Origin of the sequence: Blastococcus sp. TBT05-19, from assembly GCF_003319095.1 — a bacterium.
GTDB lineage: Bacteria > Actinomycetota > Actinomycetes > Mycobacteriales > Geodermatophilaceae > Blastococcus.
Genome location: NZ_QOHI01000001.1, coordinates 1286533 through 1304017, shown reverse-complemented (window position 1 = coordinate 1304017; position 17485 = coordinate 1286533). Strand labels below are relative to the sequence as shown.

Sequence of the window (17485 nt, the reverse complement as noted above, 5' to 3'; positions counted from 1 at the left end):
CGTGGCACCGGCCCCGTGCAGGGCCGTCCCTCGTCGTCCAGCTCCGGAACGGCCCCTCGAGTCATGCCGACGCGGAGCGGAGAGTGCCTTCGATCCGGTCGAGCAGCTCGTCCACCTGGTCCTCGTCGTACCCGCGGCCCTTGCCCAGCGGCGGCTTGCCGAAGACCACGGAGTGCACGTCCTCAGCGGTCATCCCCGGAGCCCGACGGCCCGCGAGGGCGTCGAGCGCCACCGCGGCGCGGGCCAGGAACGCGTCCACCTCCGCGGGGTCGTAGCCCCTACGCCCCCAGGGCGGCCGGCCGAGCTGCACCGACCTCAGCTCGGCGCCCGTCATCAGACGTCGGTGATGCGGACGCCGGCGTGCACCTTGTAGCGCCGGTTGACCGACACGAGGTTGATCGTCAGCGCCTCGACCTGGCGGGCGTTGCGGAGCCGGCCCGCGTAGATGCCGCGCATCCCCGGCAGCCGTCCGGCCAGCGCCTGCACGGTGTCCATCGACGCCCGGTCGTCGCCCACGACCATGACGTCGCCGTCCAGCGTGGGCTGCGAGAGGTCCTCGAGGAGCTTCGCCGACAGGTGGTGGAACGCGCCGACCACGTGCGAGTCGGGCAGCAGCGCGGCCGCCTGCTGCGCCACGCTCCCCTCCTCGACGTCGAGGACGTAGGCGCCGAGCTCGTCGAAGCCCATGGGCACGACGCAGTCGACGACGATCTTCCCGGCCAGCGGGGTGACGAGGTCGCGGAGCGTGGCGGCGTGCCCGGCGAACGGGACGGCGACGATGACCAGGTCCGCCGCGCCGGCCACGTCCACGTTCGACCCGCCGGTGACCGAGACCTCGACGTCGCCGGCGACCGTGGCGGCGCGCTCGGCGACCTCGGCCGCGACCTCGACGGCGCGCTCGGCGTCGCGGGAGCCCAGCAGCACGCGCTGACCCTGCGCGGCCAGCCGGACGGCGAGCCCGCGCCCCTGCGGCCCGGTGCCCCCTAGCACCCCGACGACCAGTTCCTCGACCGCGCGACCGTCCGTCACGTCCACCCCTCCCGCGGCGCCGGACAGCCCGGACGCTCTCCCTCGATCATGCCCCGCCCGGCCCTGACGACCGTCAGTCGCCCTTCCAGGCGCGGTCCTCGGCGTCGAGCTCCTCGTTGCGCTCCGCCACGGACTGCAGCGAGCGCTCGGCCTCCTCACGGGTCTCGTACGGCCCCAGCCGGTGCTTCTCGGCGCACCCTTCCAGCGGTTCGACGGTGTGGTGCTTCAGGCAGAAGTACCAGGGTCCTCCGGCCATGCGCGGCCTCCTTCGCTCGTCGGCGTCCCCAGCCTTCCACCCCGGGGTCCCCTCCGCCCCCCATGAGCCCACCGCGCACAAGACGCTCCCGCGCAGCCGGATCGTGCGGCATCATGCGGCCGTGACCAGCGAGGACGTCGAACTCCCGCGGATGCCCGACCGCCGTCTGGCGGCGCTGACCGTCGCCGCGCTGCTCGTCACCGGCGGGCTGATGGGGTCGATCAACCTCCTCGTCGACGGCGTGCTGCGCGACGGCGCCGGGCGGTGGGCGTACGGCGCCACGATGCTCACCCTCCTGGCCCTCGGCGCCTCCATCGCCGCCCGCGGGCGGGTGAGCCCGCGGCACACCTTCACGCTGGTGCTGCTGGGCGACGTCGTCTACCTGGTCGTGGTCCTGTGCATCGACGACCCGCTGCGCTACGCCACGCCGCTGATGCTGCTGTTCCCCGCGCTGGTGGCAGCGTGGTTCCTCGAGCTGCGGCAGCTGTGCGTGCACATGGTCGTCACGACGGCGGTCTGCCTCGCCGCGCTGTGGCCCAGCTACGACAACCCCGTCGGGCTGGGCGTGCAGGTCGGCGTCAGCGCGGGGATGCTCAGCGCCGCCTCGCTCGGGGTCTTCCTGCTGCGGCGGCGCGTGGAGCGCCTGCTGGCCGCCACCGAGACCCTCACCCGGCTGGACCCGTTGACGGGGCTGTTCAACCGGCGCTACCTGGTCGAGCAGGCGCCCCGCATCTGGCGGCAGGCGCGCCGCGACGGCACCCGGGTGACCGCGATGGTCCTGGACCTGGACCACTTCAAGCGGCTCAACGACGAGTTCGGGCACGCCGTCGGCGACCGTGTGCTCGGGGCGGTCGCCCGGGCCCTCCAGGGCACGGTCCGCCCCGCCGACGTCCTGGCCCGCACGGGAGGCGAGGAGCTGGTGGTGCTCGGGCTGGTGGCCGACGCGGCCGAGGCCGGGCAGCTGGCCGAACGTCTCCGGGCGGCGGTCTCCGCCGGGCGGACCGACGACGGGTACGGCGTCACCGCCTCCGTCGGGGTCGCGGTCACCCGGCCCGAGGACGGCGAGGACGCGGTCGCGTCGCTGTGGCGGCTGGTCGACCAGGCCGACGCCGCGATGTACGAGGCGAAGCGAAGCGGCCGGGACCGGGTCGCCACGGCCGCCGTCCCCCGCGCCCGGGCCCCGCGGCCGGAGGAGACGACGGCCTGAGGGGACGACGGCCTGAGGGGACGACGGCCTGAGGGGACACCGGCCCGGGCCCGTGGTCGCCCGGCCGGAGGACCCGGTTCGCGCTCTCGACCGGTGCGTTCGCCGCTTCTCTGTTTTTCTTGAGGCATGTCGCTCGTCGCGCCGGACCCGCTGCGGACGGTGCCCCTGCCGTTGCGCGAGCAGGCCGGCGTGCGCGACCGCTGGCTGACCGAGCGCCTGCTGGACGTGCTCCCGGGTCTGATGGACCGCACGGGCATCGACCTGTGGATCGTGGTCGGCCGCGAGTACAACGAGGACCCGGTGCTGGCCACGTTCCTGCCGGCGACCTGGCTCTCCGCCCGGCGGCGCACGATCCTCGTCCTGCACCGCAGCGACGACGGCGTCACGGCAGCGGCGGTGTCCCGCTACCCGGTGGGCCAGTTCGTGCCGGCCTGGACCCCGGGCGCCTCCAGCGGGTCCGACACCCAATGGGCCGAGGTGCGCCGGTTCGTCGAGCAGGCCGCGCCCGAGCGCATCGGTGTCGACGTCTCCGAGCACTTCGGCCTCGCCGACGGGCTCTCGCACACCGAGCACCGGCTGCTCACCGAGGCGCTCGGCCCGTGGGCCGAACGGCTCGTGTCGGCCGAGCGGCTCGCGATCGGCTGGCTGGAGACCCGGCTGCCGGAGGAGATCGCGGTGCTCCACCAGCTCAACCGGCTGGTCCACGACGTCGTCGACCAGGCCTTCTCCGCCGAGATTGTGACCGTCGGCGAGACGACCGCGCTGGACGTGGCCTGGTGGATCCGCCAGCGGCTGCACGACCTGGGTGTGGAGCCGTGGTTCCAACCCTCGGTGCTGCTGCAGCGCGCCGGGGTGCCGCTGCTGGAGGAGCAGGGCGCCCTGCTGCCCGCCGTCCCGTTCGACGCGGTGGTCGAGCCCGGCGACCTGCTGCACTGCGACGTCGGCCTGAGCTGCCTGGGACTGCGGACGGACAACCAGCGCAACGCCTACGTGCTGCGGCCCGGGGAGACGGCGGCCCCCGAGGGACTGCGGGCCGCCATGCGCGCCGCGAACCGGCTGCAGGAGCTGACCCTCGAGGCCCTGGTCCCCGGCCGCACCGGCAACGAGGTCCTCGCCGCGGCCCGCGTGGCCGCGGCCGCCGAGGGCATCGACGGCGAGATCTACTCCCACCCCATCGGTTACCACGGGCACGGCGCCGGGCCGGCGATCGGCCAGTGGGACGAGCAGTCCGGGGTGCCCGGTGCCGGCGACTACCCGGTGCACCCCGACACGGCCTACGCCCTGGAGCTGGCCGTGCGCCGTCCCGTGCCCGAGTGGGACGGGCAGTGCGTGCGGCTCGGCCTCGAGGAGGGCATCGCGGTCACCGGGGACGGCGTCGAGTTCCTGGGCGGCCGACAGACGGAGTTCGTCCTCATCGGCTGACGCCGTCCCCGGCCGCGGTCACTTCTTCCGCGCGGAGGCCGTCTTCTTGTCGTTCGCCTTCTGGATGGCGTCGACGAGTTCCTTCTTCTTCATCTTCGAGCGGCCGGTGACGTTCAGCTTCTTCGCCAGCTCCAGCAGGTGCTCCTTGGTGGCGTTGGCATCGACGCCGCCCTTGGTCGCCTTGCCCGTACCGCGGCCGCCCTTGGCCTGCTCGTCGGAGGGCCCCTTCTTGCCGCCCTCCTTCTTCTCCCAGTGGTCGCCCACCTTCTCGAAGGAGTGCTTGACCGCCGCCCAGGCGGTGCGGTTGGCACGCTCCTCGTCGTCGTACTCGTCGATCGCGGAGTCGTAGGCCTTGCTGAACGTGCGCTGGGCCTTCTTCTCCGAGCGTCGCAGCGTGCTGGGCAGCTCCGACTGCTTGGCGTCGCCCTTCTTCGTGGTCTTCGGCATCGCCGTCTCCTCTCGGGTCGGCGCCCCACCTACCCGGGCCGGCGCAGATGATCACATCGCCGTCCGAGCGGGTGATGGTCATCCGTCCAGCAGGGACTTCCAGTGGACGCGCTCGTCCTCCGTCATCTCGCGGCTGGCGTTCGCCTCGAAGTCGAAGACGACGAGCACGATGTCCGCCCGGATGGCGACCTCGCCGTCCTGGACCAGCTCCTGCCGGACGGTCACCGACCTGGTGCCGAGCCGGGTCACCCAGCTCGTCACGGTCAGCGGCTCGGCGACGCGGTAGTAGAGCTGGCGCAGGTAGTCGGCCTCCAGGCGGGCGAGGATCAGCCCGCCGCCCGGCCGGCCGTCGGTCATGGCCAGCCGGGCGTCCTCGAGGAGCGCCAGCGCGCGGGCGTGGTTGACGTGCCCGAGCATGTCGGGGTCGGACCAGCGCAGCTGGACCCGGTGCTCCTGCCGCACGTCAGGGCAGGTCGGCGGTGTCCGACGACTGCCGGTGCCCGCCCTGGGCGTCGTCGGGGTCGGCGTGGACCGTGCGCTCCTCGGACTCGGCGAGGATCACCTCGGCGGCGACCTCCTCCATGCCGCTGCCACGCATGTCCTCCTCCTCGGGCAGGAGGTGCGACCGCGTCTCGATGTTGTGCTCGGTGACGTTGTCCAGCGCCTCGGGACTGGGCTTCTTCTGCGTCGTCACCTCAGAACCGCTGCTGCTCGGTGCCCAGGCCCAGGGCCTGCGCGACGTCCTGCACGTTCTCGAACTGCTGGCCGGCAGGCAGTCGCTGCAGGTCGGACAGGACGCGGTCGGCGGGCGTTCCCTCCTGGGCCTTGGCGATCAGCTGGTCGCGGTCGGCCGGCCACACCTCCTTGCCCAGGGCCTCAGCGAGGGCCGCGCGGCGCTCGATGTCGCCCTGGTCGGTGCCGGGGCTGGTGGCGGGCTGGTGCGGGTCGGTCACGTCGATCTCCTTCGTCGGTACGGGGTGGGCCGATCAGCTGCCGACGTCGGTGGACGCGTCGGCGTAGCGCAGCACGGCGGCGACGGGGACGTCCTCGGGCATCGCGGCCTTCGGCACGACCACGACGTCGGCGGCGCTCGCCACCGCGGCGGCGAGCAGGGCACGGTCGGCGGGCACGATCTCGCCGTGCACGCCGAGCGCGTCCATGTCCTTCTGGTCCACACCGAGCTCCAGGGGCCCGTTGCCGACGAGCAGCGTCGCGCCGGCGTCCTGCTCGTCGGTCAGCACGAGGGTCTCCACCTGCCCCTTGCGCAGTGCTTCGACCACGCGGTCGACGCCGGTGACCGACAGCCCGTAAGCGGCTGCGCCCTCGATCTTCTCGATGGTCTCCGAGACCTCGCGGGCCTCGTGCTCGGCGACCAGCTCGGCCGCGCGTGCGTCGACGGGGTGCCGGTCGGCACCGGCGGCGCGACCGCCACCGTCCATCGTCACCACGAGGTCGGACCAACCGCCGCCGGCGCGGTCGGAGAGGATCTGGCGGGCGCGCACGTCGCCGGCCAGGAGGACGAAGCGAGGGCCGATGCGCCGGGCGAGGGAGCCGATGTCGGCGGCCACCTTGTCGGCGTTCTCGACCCACTGGTTCTCGGCGGTGTGCATGTAGGTGTTGTGCGCCCAGCCGCCCACCTGGACCTTGCGCATGTGGAAGGTGTCGCCCTCCACCTGGCGCTCCTCGTCGGGCTGGTCACCCAGCCCGGCGACGGTGATGTCGGCGCCCACGCGGTCGGCGACGACCACGACGTGCGGCACGCGGCCGGCGAGCTGGCGCAGGATCGGGAGCAGGTCGGGCGAGGCCGCCCACTCGGCGATCTCGCGGACCGGCGCGGCGGCCAGCCCCTGGTCGAGGACGACGGACCCGTCGGCGGCGACGACGACGGCGCGGCCCTTCAGGCGGCCGGCCTCGCCGCCGTCGTTGCCCTCGAGCAGCCGGCTGCGGACGGCCTCCAGGACCGGTTCCGGCACGCCCTGCTCGCTGAGCTTCTCGGTGACCGCGCGGACACGGAGCTCGAGCTCGGCGTCGGCGTTCTCGGTGGTGTGCGTGACGTCGGCGAGCACCGTGGCGAAGGGCCCGGACGCGGCGAAGACAGGCTCCAGGAACGAGAGGTTCATGTCCGCCGCCTACCCGTCGACCTCGCCGTCACACCTCGCTCTTGCCGAGGCGCCGCGATCGCAGGAGGCGGTGTCGGACGCGCCGCAGCGGGTAGGCGGACCTCGGCCCACCTGCCCGACAGATGGACGACCCGAGGAGGAACCTTGACCGAGCGCGACGACCTGCCGCTGCCCGACTACGACCACCTACCCGTGGGCTCGCTGACCACCCGGATCCGCACCCTGGGCTCGGAGGACCTGACCACGCTGCTGGCGTACGAGCGCTCGCACGCCAACCGCATCCAGGTCGTCAGCGCCATGGAGCACCGGCTCTCGGGTCTCGCCGACGGCGCCCAGCCCTCGGGCGGGGACCCCGCCGCGACCGGGGCCGACGCCCCGCCGTCGGCCGTGGGTGGGTCGAAGGCGTCGGAGGCCACCTCCGGTCCCCCGGTGAACCCGCCGTCGCAGGGCGACCCGACGAACCCGGCCCAGCCCCGCTAGCGGCTGACCGCGCTGCACGAGGTCGACGAACTCGTGGTGATCACCAGCTGATCACCACGAGTTCGTCGACCTCGCCGCGGTTCAGCCCTCGCCGCCCCCGTTCGTGGGGGCCCCGATGTCCACCCCGAAGCCCCGGGTGATCCGCCCGGTGCCGGTCGAATCCTCACCGTCGATGGTCAGGACGACGTCGGCGTCGCGCGCGGCGTCGACGCGGACGCCCTTGCAGCCGGGAGAGCCCTCGCCGCACGGACCGCGGTAGGTGTCGCGGTCGACCCGCCCGGTCCCGGTGAGGACCACGTCGACGGTCACCTCGCGCTGGGTGGAACCGCCTCCCCAGCTCCAGCTCGACAGGGTCACGGGGACGTCCTCGACGGCGGCCCGGTTGAGGTTGCGGTCGAAGGTCACGTCGTCGGCGTCCAGCTCGGCGTAGCCGGACTCCATGGTCGGCATGCACGGCCAGCCGGTGCAGGGGGGCGGCGACAGGTAGAGGTTCAGCGAGCCGGTCCACCCGTCGACGGCACGGAACTCGCCGAGCGAGACGTCGGCCGACCGGCCGTCGGGGAGCGTCACGCTGCCGTGGGCGTAGTAGCTGATCGACGTGGAGGCGTTCGCGGCGTCGCCGGCACTGGCGGGCGCGGCGGACGCCCCGGCGGGGACGAGAGCGAGAGCGGCGGCGGCGAGGCCGACCGGGAGTGCGCGGCGCAGCATGGGGGCTCCTCACGACGTTCCGGTGCCCCGCCGGCCGGCGAGGTCGCGCGACGCTAGCCACCTCGAGGCGCACCCCGCGGGCCTCCCGCGCCGGCCGGGGACGGTGGGACGGGAGCGGGGAACGAGCAGGGTGGGACGGCGATTCAGCCGCTGAAGGCGTCCACGATGTCGAGGACCGCTGGGCCCAGCAGCACGATGAACAGCGTCGGCAGGATGCACAGGATCAGCGGGAAGATCACCTTCACCGGGATCTGCATCGCCTTCTCCTCCGCCCGCTGACGCCGCTTGAGCCGCATCACCTGCGCCTGCGTGCGCAGCACGTCGGCGATGGAGACGCCGTACGCGTCGGCCTGGACGATCGCGGCGATGAACCGCCGCAGGTCCTGCACGCCGGTCCGGTCGGCGAGCGCCAGGTAGGCGTCGCGCCGCGGCTGGCCGACGGCGATGTCCTGCAGGGTGCGGACCAGCTCCTCGGCCAGCGGGCCGGTGCCGTTCTTCCCCGCCCGCGCCATCGCCGACTCGAAACCGAGACCGGCCTCCACCGCGATGGTCATCTGGTCGAGGGTGTCCGCGAGCTCCAGGCCGATGGCCGCCCGCCGCTCCTGCCCGCGCGAGTAGAGCAGCAGCTCCGGCACGAAGTAGGCGACGACCGTGAGGACGGCGGCCAGCACCAGCGGCAGACCACCGGGGTTCGCGCTGACGACGAGTGCGGACAGCCCGCCCGCGATGGCTGCGAGCACCAGCTTGGCGGCCACCAGCCGGGGCACCGGCCAGGCGGCCGGACGGCCCGCGGTGCTCGCCAGCCGGTCGAGCCGGTCGGTGGTACCGCCCGGCGTCAGCCCGTCGACGAGGCGGCGCAGCACTCCGGGGCCGGCCGGCTTGGCGCTCCGCCCCGCCCCGCCCAGGTCGATGCCGCGCAGCAGGTTGTCCCGGGCACGGGCGGTCGGCGACGCCGGCCGTGCCAGCAGCGCCCACCCGAGCAGCGGGACGGCGGCGGCCACGGCCAGGACGGCGGCGAGGACGGGGATCGGCAGCGTGGTCATCAGAAGCTGATCTCGACGGTCTTCTTGAGCCAGAACGCGCCGATGCACAGCATCAGCGCCGCGGCGCCCAGCATCGCGTAGCCGATGAGGCTCTCGGTGAACCCGCTGACGTAGGCCGGGTTGCTGATGGAGAGGAAGCCGAACACACCGAAGGGCAGCACCATCAGCACGATCGCCGAGAGCTTGCCCTCGGCCGAGAGCGCCTTGACCTGCCGGCGGATGGCGCTGCGCTCGCGGATCGTGTGCCCCACGGCGTCGAGCACCTCGGCCAGGTTCCCCCCGACCTCGCGGTGGATGCTGATCGCCTGGGCGACCCAGACGAAGTCGTCGCTGCCCATGCGCTGGGCGACCTCGTCGAGCGCGTCGCCCAGGTCGCGGCCCACCCGGGTCTCGTTGACGATCCGGGCGAACTCCTCGGAGGTCGGCGCGGAGGCGTCGGTGGAGACGGCGTCCACCGCGCGCAGCAGGCTGTGGCCGGCCCGGAGGCTGCTCGCCATGAGCTGCATGGAGTCGTCGAGCTGGTCGGCGAAGGCGGCCCGGCGACGGCTGGTCCGGAAGCGGACGAGCAGGCGGGCGCCCAGCGGGACGGCGACGACGGCGACCAGCCCGAGGACCGGACCGCCGGTCAGTGCCCCGACGGCGCCGGCGACCACGGCGACGAGGCCGGTGGTGAGGACGAAGTTCGGCAGGCTGGTACGCATGCCCGCGGTCTCCAGCGCGGCGGCGCCCGCGGCGAGCCGGCCCCGCTCGGCCAGGACCTTCTCCACCGCGGCGCCGGCCGCCGCGCCCGCGCCGGCCAGGGCCGAGGTGGGCGGTGCGGTCGACGGGTCCAGCCGGCTCAGCGGCACGCGCCCGGGGCCCCCGGGCAGCACCACCAGGGTGAGCAGCAGCAGCGCGACGGCGACCGCGGCGAGGCCGAGGACCAGCAGGGCCGGTGACATCACTGCCACCCGCGGGCGGCGGCGGCCTCGGTCGCGCCGAAGACGCGCGGCGAGAGCGTGATGCCGAGGTCGTCGAACTTCTCGGTGAACCGCGGGCGCACGCCGGTGGGCACCGGCTTGCCGAGGAACTTCCCGGCCGCGTCGACGCCGGCGGAGTAGTCGAAGAGGAAGGCGTCCTGGAGGGTGACGGTCTCCCCCTCCATCCCCTGCACCTCGGTTACGTGGGTGACCCGGCGGGTGCCGTCGCGCAGCCGGGTGAGCTGCACGACGACGTCGACGGCGGAGGCGATCTGCTCGCGGATCGCGCGCAGCGGGAGGTCCATGCCGGCCATGAGCACCAGCGTCTCCAGGCGGGCGATGGCGTCGCGGGGCGAGTTGGCGTGCACCGTGGACAGCGACCCGTCGTGGCCGGTGTTCATCGCCTGGAGCATGTCCAGCGACTCACCCCCGCGGCACTCCCCGACCACGATCCGGTCGGGCCGCATGCGGAGCGAGTTGCGGACCAGGTCGCGGATGGTGATCGCGCCCTTGCCCTCGATGTTCGGCGGGCGGGACTCCAGCCGGACGACGTGGTCCTGCTGCAGCTGCAGCTCGACGGCGTCCTCGATGGTGACGATGCGCTCGCCCTCGGGGATGAACGAGGACAGCACGTTGAGCAGCGTCGTCTTACCCGTGCCGGTACCGCCGGAGACGATGATGTTGAGCCGGGCGTCGACGCAGGCGTGCAGCAGCTCGGCCATCTCCGGCGAGAGCGTGCCGAACCCGATGAGGTCGGTGACGGTGAACGGGTCCTTGGAGAACTTGCGGATCGTCAGCGTCGAACCGCTGAACGCCAGCGGCGGGATGATCGCGTTGACGCGGGACCCGTCGGCCAGCCGGGCGTCGACGAGCGGCGAGGACTCGTCGATCCGCCGGCCCACCCGGGACACGATCCGGTCGATGACCCGGCGCAGGTGCTCCTCCGAGGTGAAGAAGGCGCCGGTGCGCACCAGCTTCCCGTTCTGCTCCACGTAGATGTTGTCCGGCCCGTTGACCATGACCTCGCTGACGGAGTCGTCGTCGAGCAGCCGCTGCAGGGGGCCGAAGCCGAGAACGTCGTCGGCGAGGTCGGCGGTCAGCCGCTGCCGCTCCTCGGTGCTGAGGGGGACGTTCTCCTCCTCGACCACCGCGTCGAGCTCGTCGAGCACGATCGCCCGCAGGGCGTCCTCGCCCATCGACGTGTCGTTCATCCGGGCGCCCATGCGCTCGAACAGCGCCTTGCCCACCCGGTCCTTGAGCCGGCCCAGGGCGTCGGTCACCGGCGCCGGCGGGGGCACGGTCGGGCGCGCGGTCCGCGCGGTGGGCAGGGCCGGGTCCTCGACGGCCTGCCGGCCGCGGGCGACCTCGAGGCGGTCGGCGAGGTTCATCGCGCGGCCGCCCGGTGCTTGGCCCGGTACCGGCCCGGGGCCTTGAGCGGGGTGGCCTGGAAGCGGGTGACCAGCCGGTTGAGCTCCTTGACCATCGGGTCGCGGCGGCTCCCGGAGGCGATCAGCGGCACGCCCTGGTTGGTCGAGGCCGGCACCTTGGCCGACCGCGGCAGGACGACGTCCACACCGGTGCCGATCGTCGTCTCGACGTCGCGCACCGACAGCCCACCCTTGGGGTCGGCGAAGTTCATGACCACGTGCCGCCCGGCCGGGATCATGCAGAGCTCGCGGAGCACGTCGAGCTCCTTGCGCAGCCCGCGCACCCCGGGCACGTCCATGCTGGTCAGCATCACGACGTCGCTGGCGCGGTCGAGGGCGGCGAGGGTCTGCTCGGACAGGCCCGGGGCGGTGTCGACGACGACGTAGCGGAACTCCCGCGCCAGCGCGGCGAGCAGTCGGGTGACGTCCTCGCCGCGGACGGTGTCACCGGCCGCGGGCGACTCGGCACCGCACACGGTGAACAGGCCGCTCGGGTGCTGGGTGAGGAAGGTCTTCAGCACCATCGTGTCCTCGGCCGCCGGGCCGCGGACGACGTCGGGCAGCGTGTACTCAGGTGTCAGCCCGAGGGCCGAGGCGACGTCGCCGAACTGGACGTCGAGGTCGACCAGCACCGTCGACTGCGGCGCCGCGGCGGTCAGACCCAGGGCCAGGTTGGTCGAGACCGTCGTCTTGCCCACGCCGCCCTTGGGCGAGGCGATGGTGATGACCCGGCCGGTGTAGCGGGCGGTCTCCTCGACCGGGCGCAGCACGCGGCGCCGTCCGCTCGCGGTGGAGCCGGCGCGCTCGACGGACGCCCGCAGCTCGAGGACGTCGGCGCCCGGGGACACCAGGTCGCGGATGCCGGCGCGCATGGCGGCCTGCCAGAGCTCGGGCGTCGGCTCGGCGACCAGCACGACGCTGATCCCCGGGCTCTGCACGTCCAGCCGGGCGGCGAGACCCAGCGCCTCGGCCACGGTTGCCAGCGGGCCGATGACGAGGACCTCGGGCAGCTCGCCGTCGAGGAGCTGCTCGAAGAGCCGGGAGGGCTCCCCGGGGAGCCGGCCGGGCGGCAGCACGGAGAGGTCACCGTCGGTGGCCTGCTTGACGCGGAGGATCAGCTCCTCGTCGGCGGCGGCGAGCACGACGCGGCTCATGAGAAGTCCTTCTCGTAGATGGTGCCCGGGGTGACGACCTCGGTGCCGGAGGTGTCGGCGTCGGCGTTCTCGAGGGAGAGCCAGACGGTGCCGTGCTCCATGCCGAAGACGACGGCCTCGGCCTGGGGTGCGCTGACGGCGAGGGTGATCATCAGGCTGCCCTCCGGCGCCGGGCCGGCGCCGGTGGACGCCGTCTCGGGAGTCCCCTCGGGAGCCGGGGCGGCGACAGGCGCCCCCTGGACCTGGGTGACCAGGACCTTGTGCAGGACGGCGTGGGTCCGGCCGTCCTCGAGCGACACGAAGACCCCGACGGTGTCGCCGGCGACCAGCCGACCTCCGACCGCGCGCTGCGGGTCGAGCAGGACCGACACCTCCTGCAGGCCGGCCGGCACCTCGACGATGCCGGGTCCGCGCACGTCGTCCGGAGCGGCGAAGCGGGCGGCGATCAGCTGCTCCCCCGGCTGCAGGTCGACCGTGGCCACCTGCCCCGCCAGCTCGGCCAGGTCGGTGACCCGGCCGGGCACGGCGGCCTTGGCCGGCACCGGCTCGACGGTCAGGAACTCGGCGAGCTGCTCGGCGGGGGTACCGGCCGGGATCGGCTCGACGACCACCAGCACCTCGACGGTGCGGGCCCCGGCCATCGCGCGGGCGTCCGCGCCGCGGACGTAGGACAGCAGGACCACCGCTCCGACGAGGAGCAGGACGAGTGCCGCGACGGCGGCGAGGATGCGACGTCTCACTGTCGGCCCCCTATCGGATCAGTCGGAGGACGGAGGCTCCGAGGCTCGGGGCGTCAGGGCTGTAGGACCAGGCGTCGGAGAGCTCCACGAAGCGGGTGAAGTAGCCGGAGACGCAGCGCTCGTTGCCGCTGCACGGCTTGGGCTCGGTCTTGAACTGGCCGGTGAAGTGGTAGCCGGTGAGGCGGAAGGCGGCGTAGCCGTAGACCTCGTACCAGCCGCTGGTGCCCGTGCCGCCGTGGTTCTCGTAGATGGGCATGAGCACCGTCGTGCCGACCATCGCCGCGAAGTCGGCGGCGTCGCAGCCCTGCGGCGGCGACTCACCCGGGTCCGAGGAGAGCTTGACGTCGACCGAGCTGGTGGCCTCGCAGCCGCCCGCGTCGGTCTTCACGAAGCCGAACCCACCGGGGATGGCGTTGCCCGAGGGTCCGGTGCAGGTGGTGCCGTCGGACTTGGACAGCTTGATGACCTGGAGCGTGGTGGTCGAGGGCAGCCCGCCACCGGTCTGCTTCTTGAACGAGCACCAGGAGAAGGTGAGCGGCAGCATCGCGGTCCCACCGGTGGGTGCACCCCAGCCGACGGTCGCCGCGGCGGAGACGCCGGTGGACTCGTGCCCGATGACCGGCGCGAACCAGTGCTCCTTGGGCGTGCTGCCGGTGACGGTCACGCTGATCGGGTCGGTGCCGAGCACCGGCTGGCGCGCCGTGCCGTCGGGGTCGTTGGCGCGCAGGAGCGCCGTGGCGGTCGCGAGCATGTCGCCGCAGTTGCCGCGGGCGCAGTCCTGCGCGACCGCGATGGCGGCGGCGTCAGCGGCCACCTGGAGCCGGGCCCGCTCGGCGTAGAGCGCGCCGACGTCGACGGCGATGGCCGCGAAGCCGAGCAGCGGCACCAGGAGCAGCGACACCATGACCGCCGAGGCGCCCTCCTGGCGGACGAGCCGCCGGCGCAGGCGGGTGGTCAGCCGTTGCATCGCATGACCCCCGTTCCGGTCAGTGTCAGGCCCGCTCCGAAGAAGTCGGTGAGGAAGGGCATGTCGTACTCGATAGTCAGTTCCACGGTCTGGCCGGACGCCCCGGTCGCGCCGGTGCAGCCGCTGGGCGGGTCGACCGTGATCTGGTCGAGGCCGATGCCCGGGTCCAGCGAACCCGCGGCGTTCTGCACCGCCGCCTTGGCGGCGGGCAGGTCGTTCTGCAGCGCCATCATCCGGACCCCCTCGCGGGCGGCGGCGGAGATGGTGCCCTGCACCTGGAAGGCGCGGCCGAACTCGGCGATCCCGAGGACCAGGAGGAGGAGCACCGGGACGATGAAGGCGAACTCCACCGCACTCGCACCGCGCTCGTCGCGCAGCCGGGATCTCGCGCTCATGCCCACCTCCCTCCTCGTGCGGCGACGCAGCGACCCCCGTGCGGGGGCCGCTGCGTCGTCACAGCCGCGACCGGTCAGGTGTGGATCAGCCGGCCGCAGGGGCGGCGCCGCCGACGGGGACGTCGCCCAGCTCGTCGCCGATGCCGTCGAACAGGCCCGAGAGCTCGGTGCCGAGGGTGGTGACGGCGAGGATGATGGCGATGGCGATCAGGCCGACCATGAGGCCGTACTCCACGGCGGTCGCGCCCTTCTCCTCGGTGCGCAGGCGGGCCTGGGCGAAGGAGACGAACGTGGTCAGAGCGGTGAAGGGGTTCAGCATCTCGATTGCTCCCTGAGGTGTCGGCCGTTCAGGATCGGATCGGGTGATCCGGCCTCGCGGCTGCTGCAGGGAGTCGTCGGATGCGGCGGTTCGGGGCTTGAGCGTTCGTCACCCGGTCCACGGACACGCGCCCACCCATCGGGTTACAAGGAGCTACGGCTCGTCACGCTGCGTGGCAAGAATGGGCATGTCAGCCCAGCAGGGCCTCGCTCCAGCCGACGACGAGCGCCGCGCCGACCAGCATGGCGGGCCCGAAGGGCAGCTCACCGCGCAGGGAGATCCGCCGGGCGGCGATCAGCACCAGCGCCAGCACGGCCTGGACGACGAAGCCGGCGAAGGCCCCGAGCAGCACCGCACCCCAGCCGATCCAGCCGAGGACGAGGCCCAGCAGCGCGGCCAGCTTCACGTCGCCCATGCCCATGGCGCCGGGTGAGAGCAGCGCCATCCCGAGGTAGACGGCGAACAGCACCGCGGCGGCCAGCAGCGAGCGGACCAGGAGGTCCCACGCGTCGTCGGCGGCGGCCGCCAGCCCCAGCAGCGCCGCCGTGACCAGCAGGGCCGGCACGACCACCCGGTTGGGCAGCAGCCGGTGCCGGAGGTCGATGACGGTCAGCAGCACACCGGCGCCCACGACGGCGAGGAAGGCGGGCAGCTCCCACGCGGGACCGAAGCGCAGCGCGGTCAGCGCGAAGAACACCGCCGTGAGCAGCTCCAGCACCGGGAGGCGGACCGCCCGTCCCGACCGCTCACCGGCCCCGCCCCAGGGGAAGGCGCCGGCCGCGCGGTTCGCCGCCGCCCCCACGCCCAGCCCGAGGAACGCGGCGAGGACCACGACCACGGCGAGCACGCGGCCACCTTCGCACAGCGCTGCCGGTGCTCCCGGCAGGCGAGCTAGCGGTAGTCGCGCAGCCACCTGCCGGCGGAGGTGCTGGCGGTCCGCGCCATCCGGCGGACCCGTGCCACCGCGGTCGGTCGCGCCGACGGGGCGAGCCGGAACTCGAGCCCCGCCAGCCGTTCCTCCAGCCGGGACAGCCGTCCGCCGTCGCCTTCCGCCGGCGCAGGCGGCTGGACGGCGATCTCGGCCAGACCGTCGGAGAGGCCGCTGATCAGCGTGGCCACGTCGCTGGGCGCCAGGCGGGCGGTGCCGACGCAGGTGTCGTCGCGCCAGAGGCTGAGGTTCATCACCCCGACGTCGACGTGCGCCGAGACGCGGACGCTGCGCCCCTGGCCGCGGAGGTCGCCGACCCATTGCCCGTGCCGAGGAAGCGGGATCACCGTCATGGACCGAGGCTGGTCATCGCTCCATCACGTGTCAAGACGAACGCGTACCGCTACCGCCTGTTCCCGACGATGCGGCGTCTCATCTGCTCGCGCCATCCGGCGCACCATCAACCAGCAGCGCGCGCTGCCCGGTCTCGCGCCCGGAACGCAGCGCCGGCCTCGCGATTGCAGGTGGGACACCGCTTCCCCCGGGGTGGCGTCCACACATGCCCTCGCGCGCAGTGCGTCTCGGTGGCCCGTGGCCGGGGCTGGGCACCGGTCCGCCGACGCTTGTTCTCGGCAAGGCAGGCTCGGCACTGGCGCACGTTCGTGCCCGGCCGGCGGTAGGTGTTTCGCTCGTCGAAAGGATGTCCGGCGGGGCATTCGCCGCGGGCGGCCTTGACCTGCGAGCCGTGGATCGGTGAGCGCACCGTGTTCTGCGAGTACGTCGTCGGCTCCAGGTGGTCCGGGCGAACGCACGCCCTCACCCGGCACAGGTGGTCGATGACCGCGCCGTGGGGGATGGGGCCAATCCACCGTTCGTAGTTGACCCGGTAGGCCTGCACTTTCCGCTTGCCGATGCGGATGTAGCCGTAGCCGTGGACCGGGACCCCGGTCCAGAGCCAACACGCGCCGAGATCGGGCCGGTGCTCAGGCACTGGACCGTTGCGGTCGGTCTGCAGATCGAGCCGCATGAAGGCCGGCACCGGAGCCATCTGCCCATCGAACGTGCGCAGCGGCCCGCCGATCACCTCGGACCGCTCGCGCCACCGGGCGTCCTGGTCGAGGTGGTGGGCCAGCTCGGCAGGGTCGTACTCGAGCTGGTCGAGACGGCGACTGAGCCGGGGAGCCTCCACGGCTCGGGACCATAGCCACGCCGTCCGACGGGATGTCTCCCGTACACGTCGGAGCGTCTGCCGGTGGACGCCGGCGGCCGGCACGCCTGGCCCACCTCGCGACGGGCCCGATCAGTGACCCTGCACGACTGCAGACGCTCGGGCACAGTCCATCGACGTCGGTGCGGTCGTGCCCCAGGGGTGCCCCGCGATCGCTCCTGCGTCGACGTCAGCGGGAGGCGACGGACGAGTCGACCTGTACGCCGGGTTCTGTCCACGGGTGCCTTGCGGCCTCCCGATGGGCGGTCATCCATCTAGGCCTGCCGTTGCCGGCAGGCTCGAGCGATCTACCCGCAGGCTCGGGCGGGCCGCCCTCGAACGCCTGCGCAGGACGCCGGCGAACCGTCGTCCCTTCTTGATCTAGCTCCGGGTGGGGTTTACCGAGCCACACCGGTCACCCGGTGTGCGGTGGTCTCTTACACCGCCGTTTCACCCTTACCAGCGCGAGCGCTGGCGGTCTGTTCTCTGTGGCACTGTCCCGCGGGTCACCCCGGGTCGCCGTTAACGACCACCCTGCCCTGTGGAGCCCGGACGTTCCTCGGCGGCAGGGTCTCCCCCGCCGACGCGACCGCCCAGCCGACTCGTCCGTCGTGCCGAGCAGTCTAGGCGGTGATCACCGGTTCCCTGCCCCCAAGGGGGGACCTGGCCGCGCCCGG

23 protein-coding genes and 1 other RNA gene are annotated in these 17485 nt (G+C 73.4%); 3 read left to right on the top strand and 21 right to left on the bottom strand.

What is annotated here, in order from left to right:
- Positions 1-61: 61 nt before the first annotated feature.
- The 3 genes from DQ244_RS20135 to DQ244_RS06425 form a co-directional block, all read right to left on the bottom strand.
- The gene (locus tag DQ244_RS20135; protein ID WP_113810515.1) at positions 62-334 is read right to left on the bottom strand and encodes a DivIVA domain-containing protein; all 273 of its coding nucleotides are present in this window, start codon (positions 332-334) and stop codon (positions 62-64) included.
- A complete protein-coding gene (npdG, locus tag DQ244_RS06430) occupies positions 334-1029 on the bottom strand; it encodes an NADPH-dependent F420 reductase (protein ID WP_113810703.1) in 696 nt (231 codons plus the stop codon). Before npdG ends, DQ244_RS20135 begins: the two co-directional genes overlap by 1 nt.
- Positions 1030-1102: 73 nt before the next feature.
- On the bottom strand, positions 1103-1285 hold the full coding sequence (locus DQ244_RS06425; protein WP_113810514.1) for a hypothetical protein: 183 nt from the start codon (positions 1283-1285) through the stop codon (positions 1103-1105).
- Positions 1286-1406: 121 nt separating this feature from the next.
- On the opposite strand from DQ244_RS06425, the gene DQ244_RS06420 reads away from it, so the two are divergent.
- Both DQ244_RS06420 and DQ244_RS06415 read left to right on the top strand, forming a co-directional pair.
- Positions 1407-2492 (top strand): diguanylate cyclase, encoded by a 1086-nt coding sequence (locus tag DQ244_RS06420; protein WP_233491200.1) that lies wholly within the window; start codon positions 1407-1409, stop codon positions 2490-2492.
- Positions 2493-2618: 126 nt separating this feature from the next.
- Positions 2619-3914, top strand: a complete 1296-nt coding sequence (locus DQ244_RS06415; RefSeq protein ID WP_113810513.1) for a M24 family metallopeptidase — start codon at positions 2619-2621, stop codon at positions 3912-3914.
- Positions 3915-3932: 18 nt separating this feature from the next.
- Here DQ244_RS06415 and DQ244_RS06410 read toward each other — a convergent pair whose 3' ends face one another.
- The 5 genes from DQ244_RS06410 to DQ244_RS06390 form a co-directional block, all read right to left on the bottom strand.
- The gene (locus DQ244_RS06410) at positions 3933-4361 is read right to left on the bottom strand and encodes a ChaB family protein (protein WP_113810512.1); all 429 of its coding nucleotides are present in this window, start codon (positions 4359-4361) and stop codon (positions 3933-3935) included.
- A gap of 78 nt (positions 4362-4439) precedes the next feature.
- Positions 4440-4823 (bottom strand): thioesterase family protein, encoded by a 384-nt coding sequence (locus tag DQ244_RS06405; protein ID WP_113810511.1) that lies wholly within the window; start codon positions 4821-4823, stop codon positions 4440-4442.
- A gap of 1 nt (position 4824) precedes the next feature.
- Positions 4825-5055 (bottom strand): hypothetical protein, encoded by a 231-nt coding sequence (locus DQ244_RS06400; protein WP_113810510.1) that lies wholly within the window; start codon positions 5053-5055, stop codon positions 4825-4827.
- A 1-nt stretch (position 5056) separates the two neighbouring features.
- Positions 5057-5314: a DUF2795 domain-containing protein gene (locus DQ244_RS06395; RefSeq protein WP_113810509.1), complete on the bottom strand. Its 258-nt coding sequence runs from the start codon at positions 5312-5314 to the stop codon at positions 5057-5059.
- 33 nt (positions 5315-5347) lie between these two features.
- Positions 5348-6481: a Vms1/Ankzf1 family peptidyl-tRNA hydrolase gene (locus DQ244_RS06390; RefSeq protein WP_113810508.1), complete on the bottom strand. Its 1134-nt coding sequence runs from the start codon at positions 6479-6481 to the stop codon at positions 5348-5350.
- Between the two features lie 144 nt (positions 6482-6625).
- On the opposite strand from DQ244_RS06390, the gene DQ244_RS06385 reads away from it, so the two are divergent.
- On the top strand, positions 6626-6961 hold the full coding sequence (locus DQ244_RS06385) for a hypothetical protein (protein ID WP_113810507.1): 336 nt from the start codon (positions 6626-6628) through the stop codon (positions 6959-6961).
- A gap of 81 nt (positions 6962-7042) precedes the next feature.
- Here the strand turns inward: DQ244_RS06385 and DQ244_RS06380 are convergent, their stop codons facing one another.
- From DQ244_RS06380 to rnpB, 13 genes are all read right to left on the bottom strand, one after another.
- Positions 7043-7669 (bottom strand): hypothetical protein, encoded by a 627-nt coding sequence (locus DQ244_RS06380; RefSeq protein WP_113810506.1) that lies wholly within the window; start codon positions 7667-7669, stop codon positions 7043-7045.
- 143 nt (positions 7670-7812) lie between these two features.
- Positions 7813-8712, bottom strand: coding sequence for a type II secretion system F family protein (locus tag DQ244_RS06375; protein WP_113810505.1), 900 nt, complete (start codon positions 8710-8712; stop codon positions 7813-7815).
- A complete protein-coding gene (locus DQ244_RS06370; RefSeq protein WP_113810504.1) occupies positions 8712-9653 on the bottom strand; it encodes a type II secretion system F family protein in 942 nt (313 codons plus the stop codon). Before DQ244_RS06370 ends, DQ244_RS06375 begins: the two co-directional genes overlap by 1 nt.
- Entirely contained in the window at positions 9653-11059 is a 1407-nt protein-coding gene (locus DQ244_RS06365; RefSeq protein ID WP_113810503.1) for a CpaF family protein, read from the bottom strand. The genes DQ244_RS06370 and DQ244_RS06365 overlap by 1 nt, the downstream gene beginning before the upstream one ends.
- Positions 11056-12252 (bottom strand): AAA family ATPase, encoded by a 1197-nt coding sequence (locus tag DQ244_RS06360; RefSeq protein ID WP_113810502.1) that lies wholly within the window; start codon positions 12250-12252, stop codon positions 11056-11058. Before DQ244_RS06360 ends, DQ244_RS06365 begins: the two co-directional genes overlap by 4 nt.
- The gene (gene cpaB / locus DQ244_RS06355) at positions 12249-12992 is read right to left on the bottom strand and encodes a Flp pilus assembly protein CpaB (protein ID WP_113810501.1); all 744 of its coding nucleotides are present in this window, start codon (positions 12990-12992) and stop codon (positions 12249-12251) included. The genes DQ244_RS06360 and cpaB overlap by 4 nt, the downstream gene beginning before the upstream one ends.
- 10 nt (positions 12993-13002) lie before the next feature.
- Positions 13003-13959, bottom strand: a complete 957-nt coding sequence (locus tag DQ244_RS06350) for a pilus assembly protein TadG-related protein (RefSeq protein WP_113810500.1) — start codon at positions 13957-13959, stop codon at positions 13003-13005.
- Positions 13947-14354 carry a TadE/TadG family type IV pilus assembly protein gene (locus tag DQ244_RS06345; protein ID WP_113810701.1) on the bottom strand — a complete coding sequence of 136 codons (408 nt, stop codon included), beginning with the start codon at positions 14352-14354 and terminating at the stop codon, positions 13947-13949. Before DQ244_RS06345 ends, DQ244_RS06350 begins: the two co-directional genes overlap by 13 nt.
- A gap of 85 nt (positions 14355-14439) precedes the next feature.
- Positions 14440-14673, bottom strand: coding sequence for a Flp family type IVb pilin (locus DQ244_RS06340; protein ID WP_113810499.1), 234 nt, complete (start codon positions 14671-14673; stop codon positions 14440-14442).
- Positions 14674-14863: 190 nt separating this feature from the next.
- A complete protein-coding gene (locus DQ244_RS06335; RefSeq protein WP_113810498.1) occupies positions 14864-15520 on the bottom strand; it encodes an A24 family peptidase in 657 nt (218 codons plus the stop codon).
- A gap of 44 nt (positions 15521-15564) precedes the next feature.
- Complete coding sequence (locus tag DQ244_RS06330; protein ID WP_113810497.1) at positions 15565-15954, bottom strand: hypothetical protein; 390 nt, start codon at positions 15952-15954, stop codon at positions 15565-15567.
- A gap of 107 nt (positions 15955-16061) precedes the next feature.
- Positions 16062-16790, bottom strand: a complete 729-nt coding sequence (locus DQ244_RS06325) for an HNH endonuclease signature motif containing protein (protein WP_199580228.1) — start codon at positions 16788-16790, stop codon at positions 16062-16064.
- 222 nt (positions 16791-17012) lie between these two features.
- Positions 17013-17413, bottom strand: an RNA gene (gene rnpB, locus DQ244_RS06320) — RNase P RNA component class A.
- Positions 17414-17485: the final 72 nt, after the last annotated feature.

Coding starts and splice junctions, on each gene's coding strand:
- DQ244_RS20135 (WP_113810515.1), bottom strand. CDS start 334: ATGACGGGCGCCGAGCTGAGGTCGGTGCAGCTCGGCCGGCCGCCCTGG.
- DQ244_RS06425 (WP_113810514.1), bottom strand. CDS start 1,285: ATGGCCGGAGGACCCTGGTACTTCTGCCTGAAGCACCACACCGTCGAA.
- DQ244_RS06415 (WP_113810513.1), top strand. CDS start 2,619: ATGTCGCTCGTCGCGCCGGACCCGCTGCGGACGGTGCCCCTGCCGTTG.
- DQ244_RS06410 (WP_113810512.1), bottom strand. CDS start 4,361: ATGCCGAAGACCACGAAGAAGGGCGACGCCAAGCAGTCGGAGCTGCCC.
- DQ244_RS06390 (WP_113810508.1), bottom strand. CDS start 6,481: ATGAACCTCTCGTTCCTGGAGCCTGTCTTCGCCGCGTCCGGGCCCTTC.
- DQ244_RS06380 (WP_113810506.1), bottom strand. CDS start 7,669: ATGCTGCGCCGCGCACTCCCGGTCGGCCTCGCCGCCGCCGCTCTCGCT.
- DQ244_RS06375 (WP_113810505.1), bottom strand. CDS start 8,712: ATGACCACGCTGCCGATCCCCGTCCTCGCCGCCGTCCTGGCCGTGGCC.
- DQ244_RS06370 (WP_113810504.1), bottom strand. CDS start 9,653: ATGTCACCGGCCCTGCTGGTCCTCGGCCTCGCCGCGGTCGCCGTCGCG.
- DQ244_RS06365 (WP_113810503.1), bottom strand. CDS start 11,059: ATGAACCTCGCCGACCGCCTCGAGGTCGCCCGCGGCCGGCAGGCCGTC.
- DQ244_RS06360 (WP_113810502.1), bottom strand. CDS start 12,252: ATGAGCCGCGTCGTGCTCGCCGCCGCCGACGAGGAGCTGATCCTCCGC.
- DQ244_RS06350 (WP_113810500.1), bottom strand. CDS start 13,959: ATGCAACGGCTGACCACCCGCCTGCGCCGGCGGCTCGTCCGCCAGGAG.
- DQ244_RS06345 (WP_113810701.1), bottom strand. CDS start 14,354: ATGAGCGCGAGATCCCGGCTGCGCGACGAGCGCGGTGCGAGTGCGGTG.
- DQ244_RS06340 (WP_113810499.1), bottom strand. CDS start 14,673: ATGCTGAACCCCTTCACCGCTCTGACCACGTTCGTCTCCTTCGCCCAG.
- DQ244_RS06330 (WP_113810497.1), bottom strand. CDS start 15,954: ATGACGGTGATCCCGCTTCCTCGGCACGGGCAATGGGTCGGCGACCTC.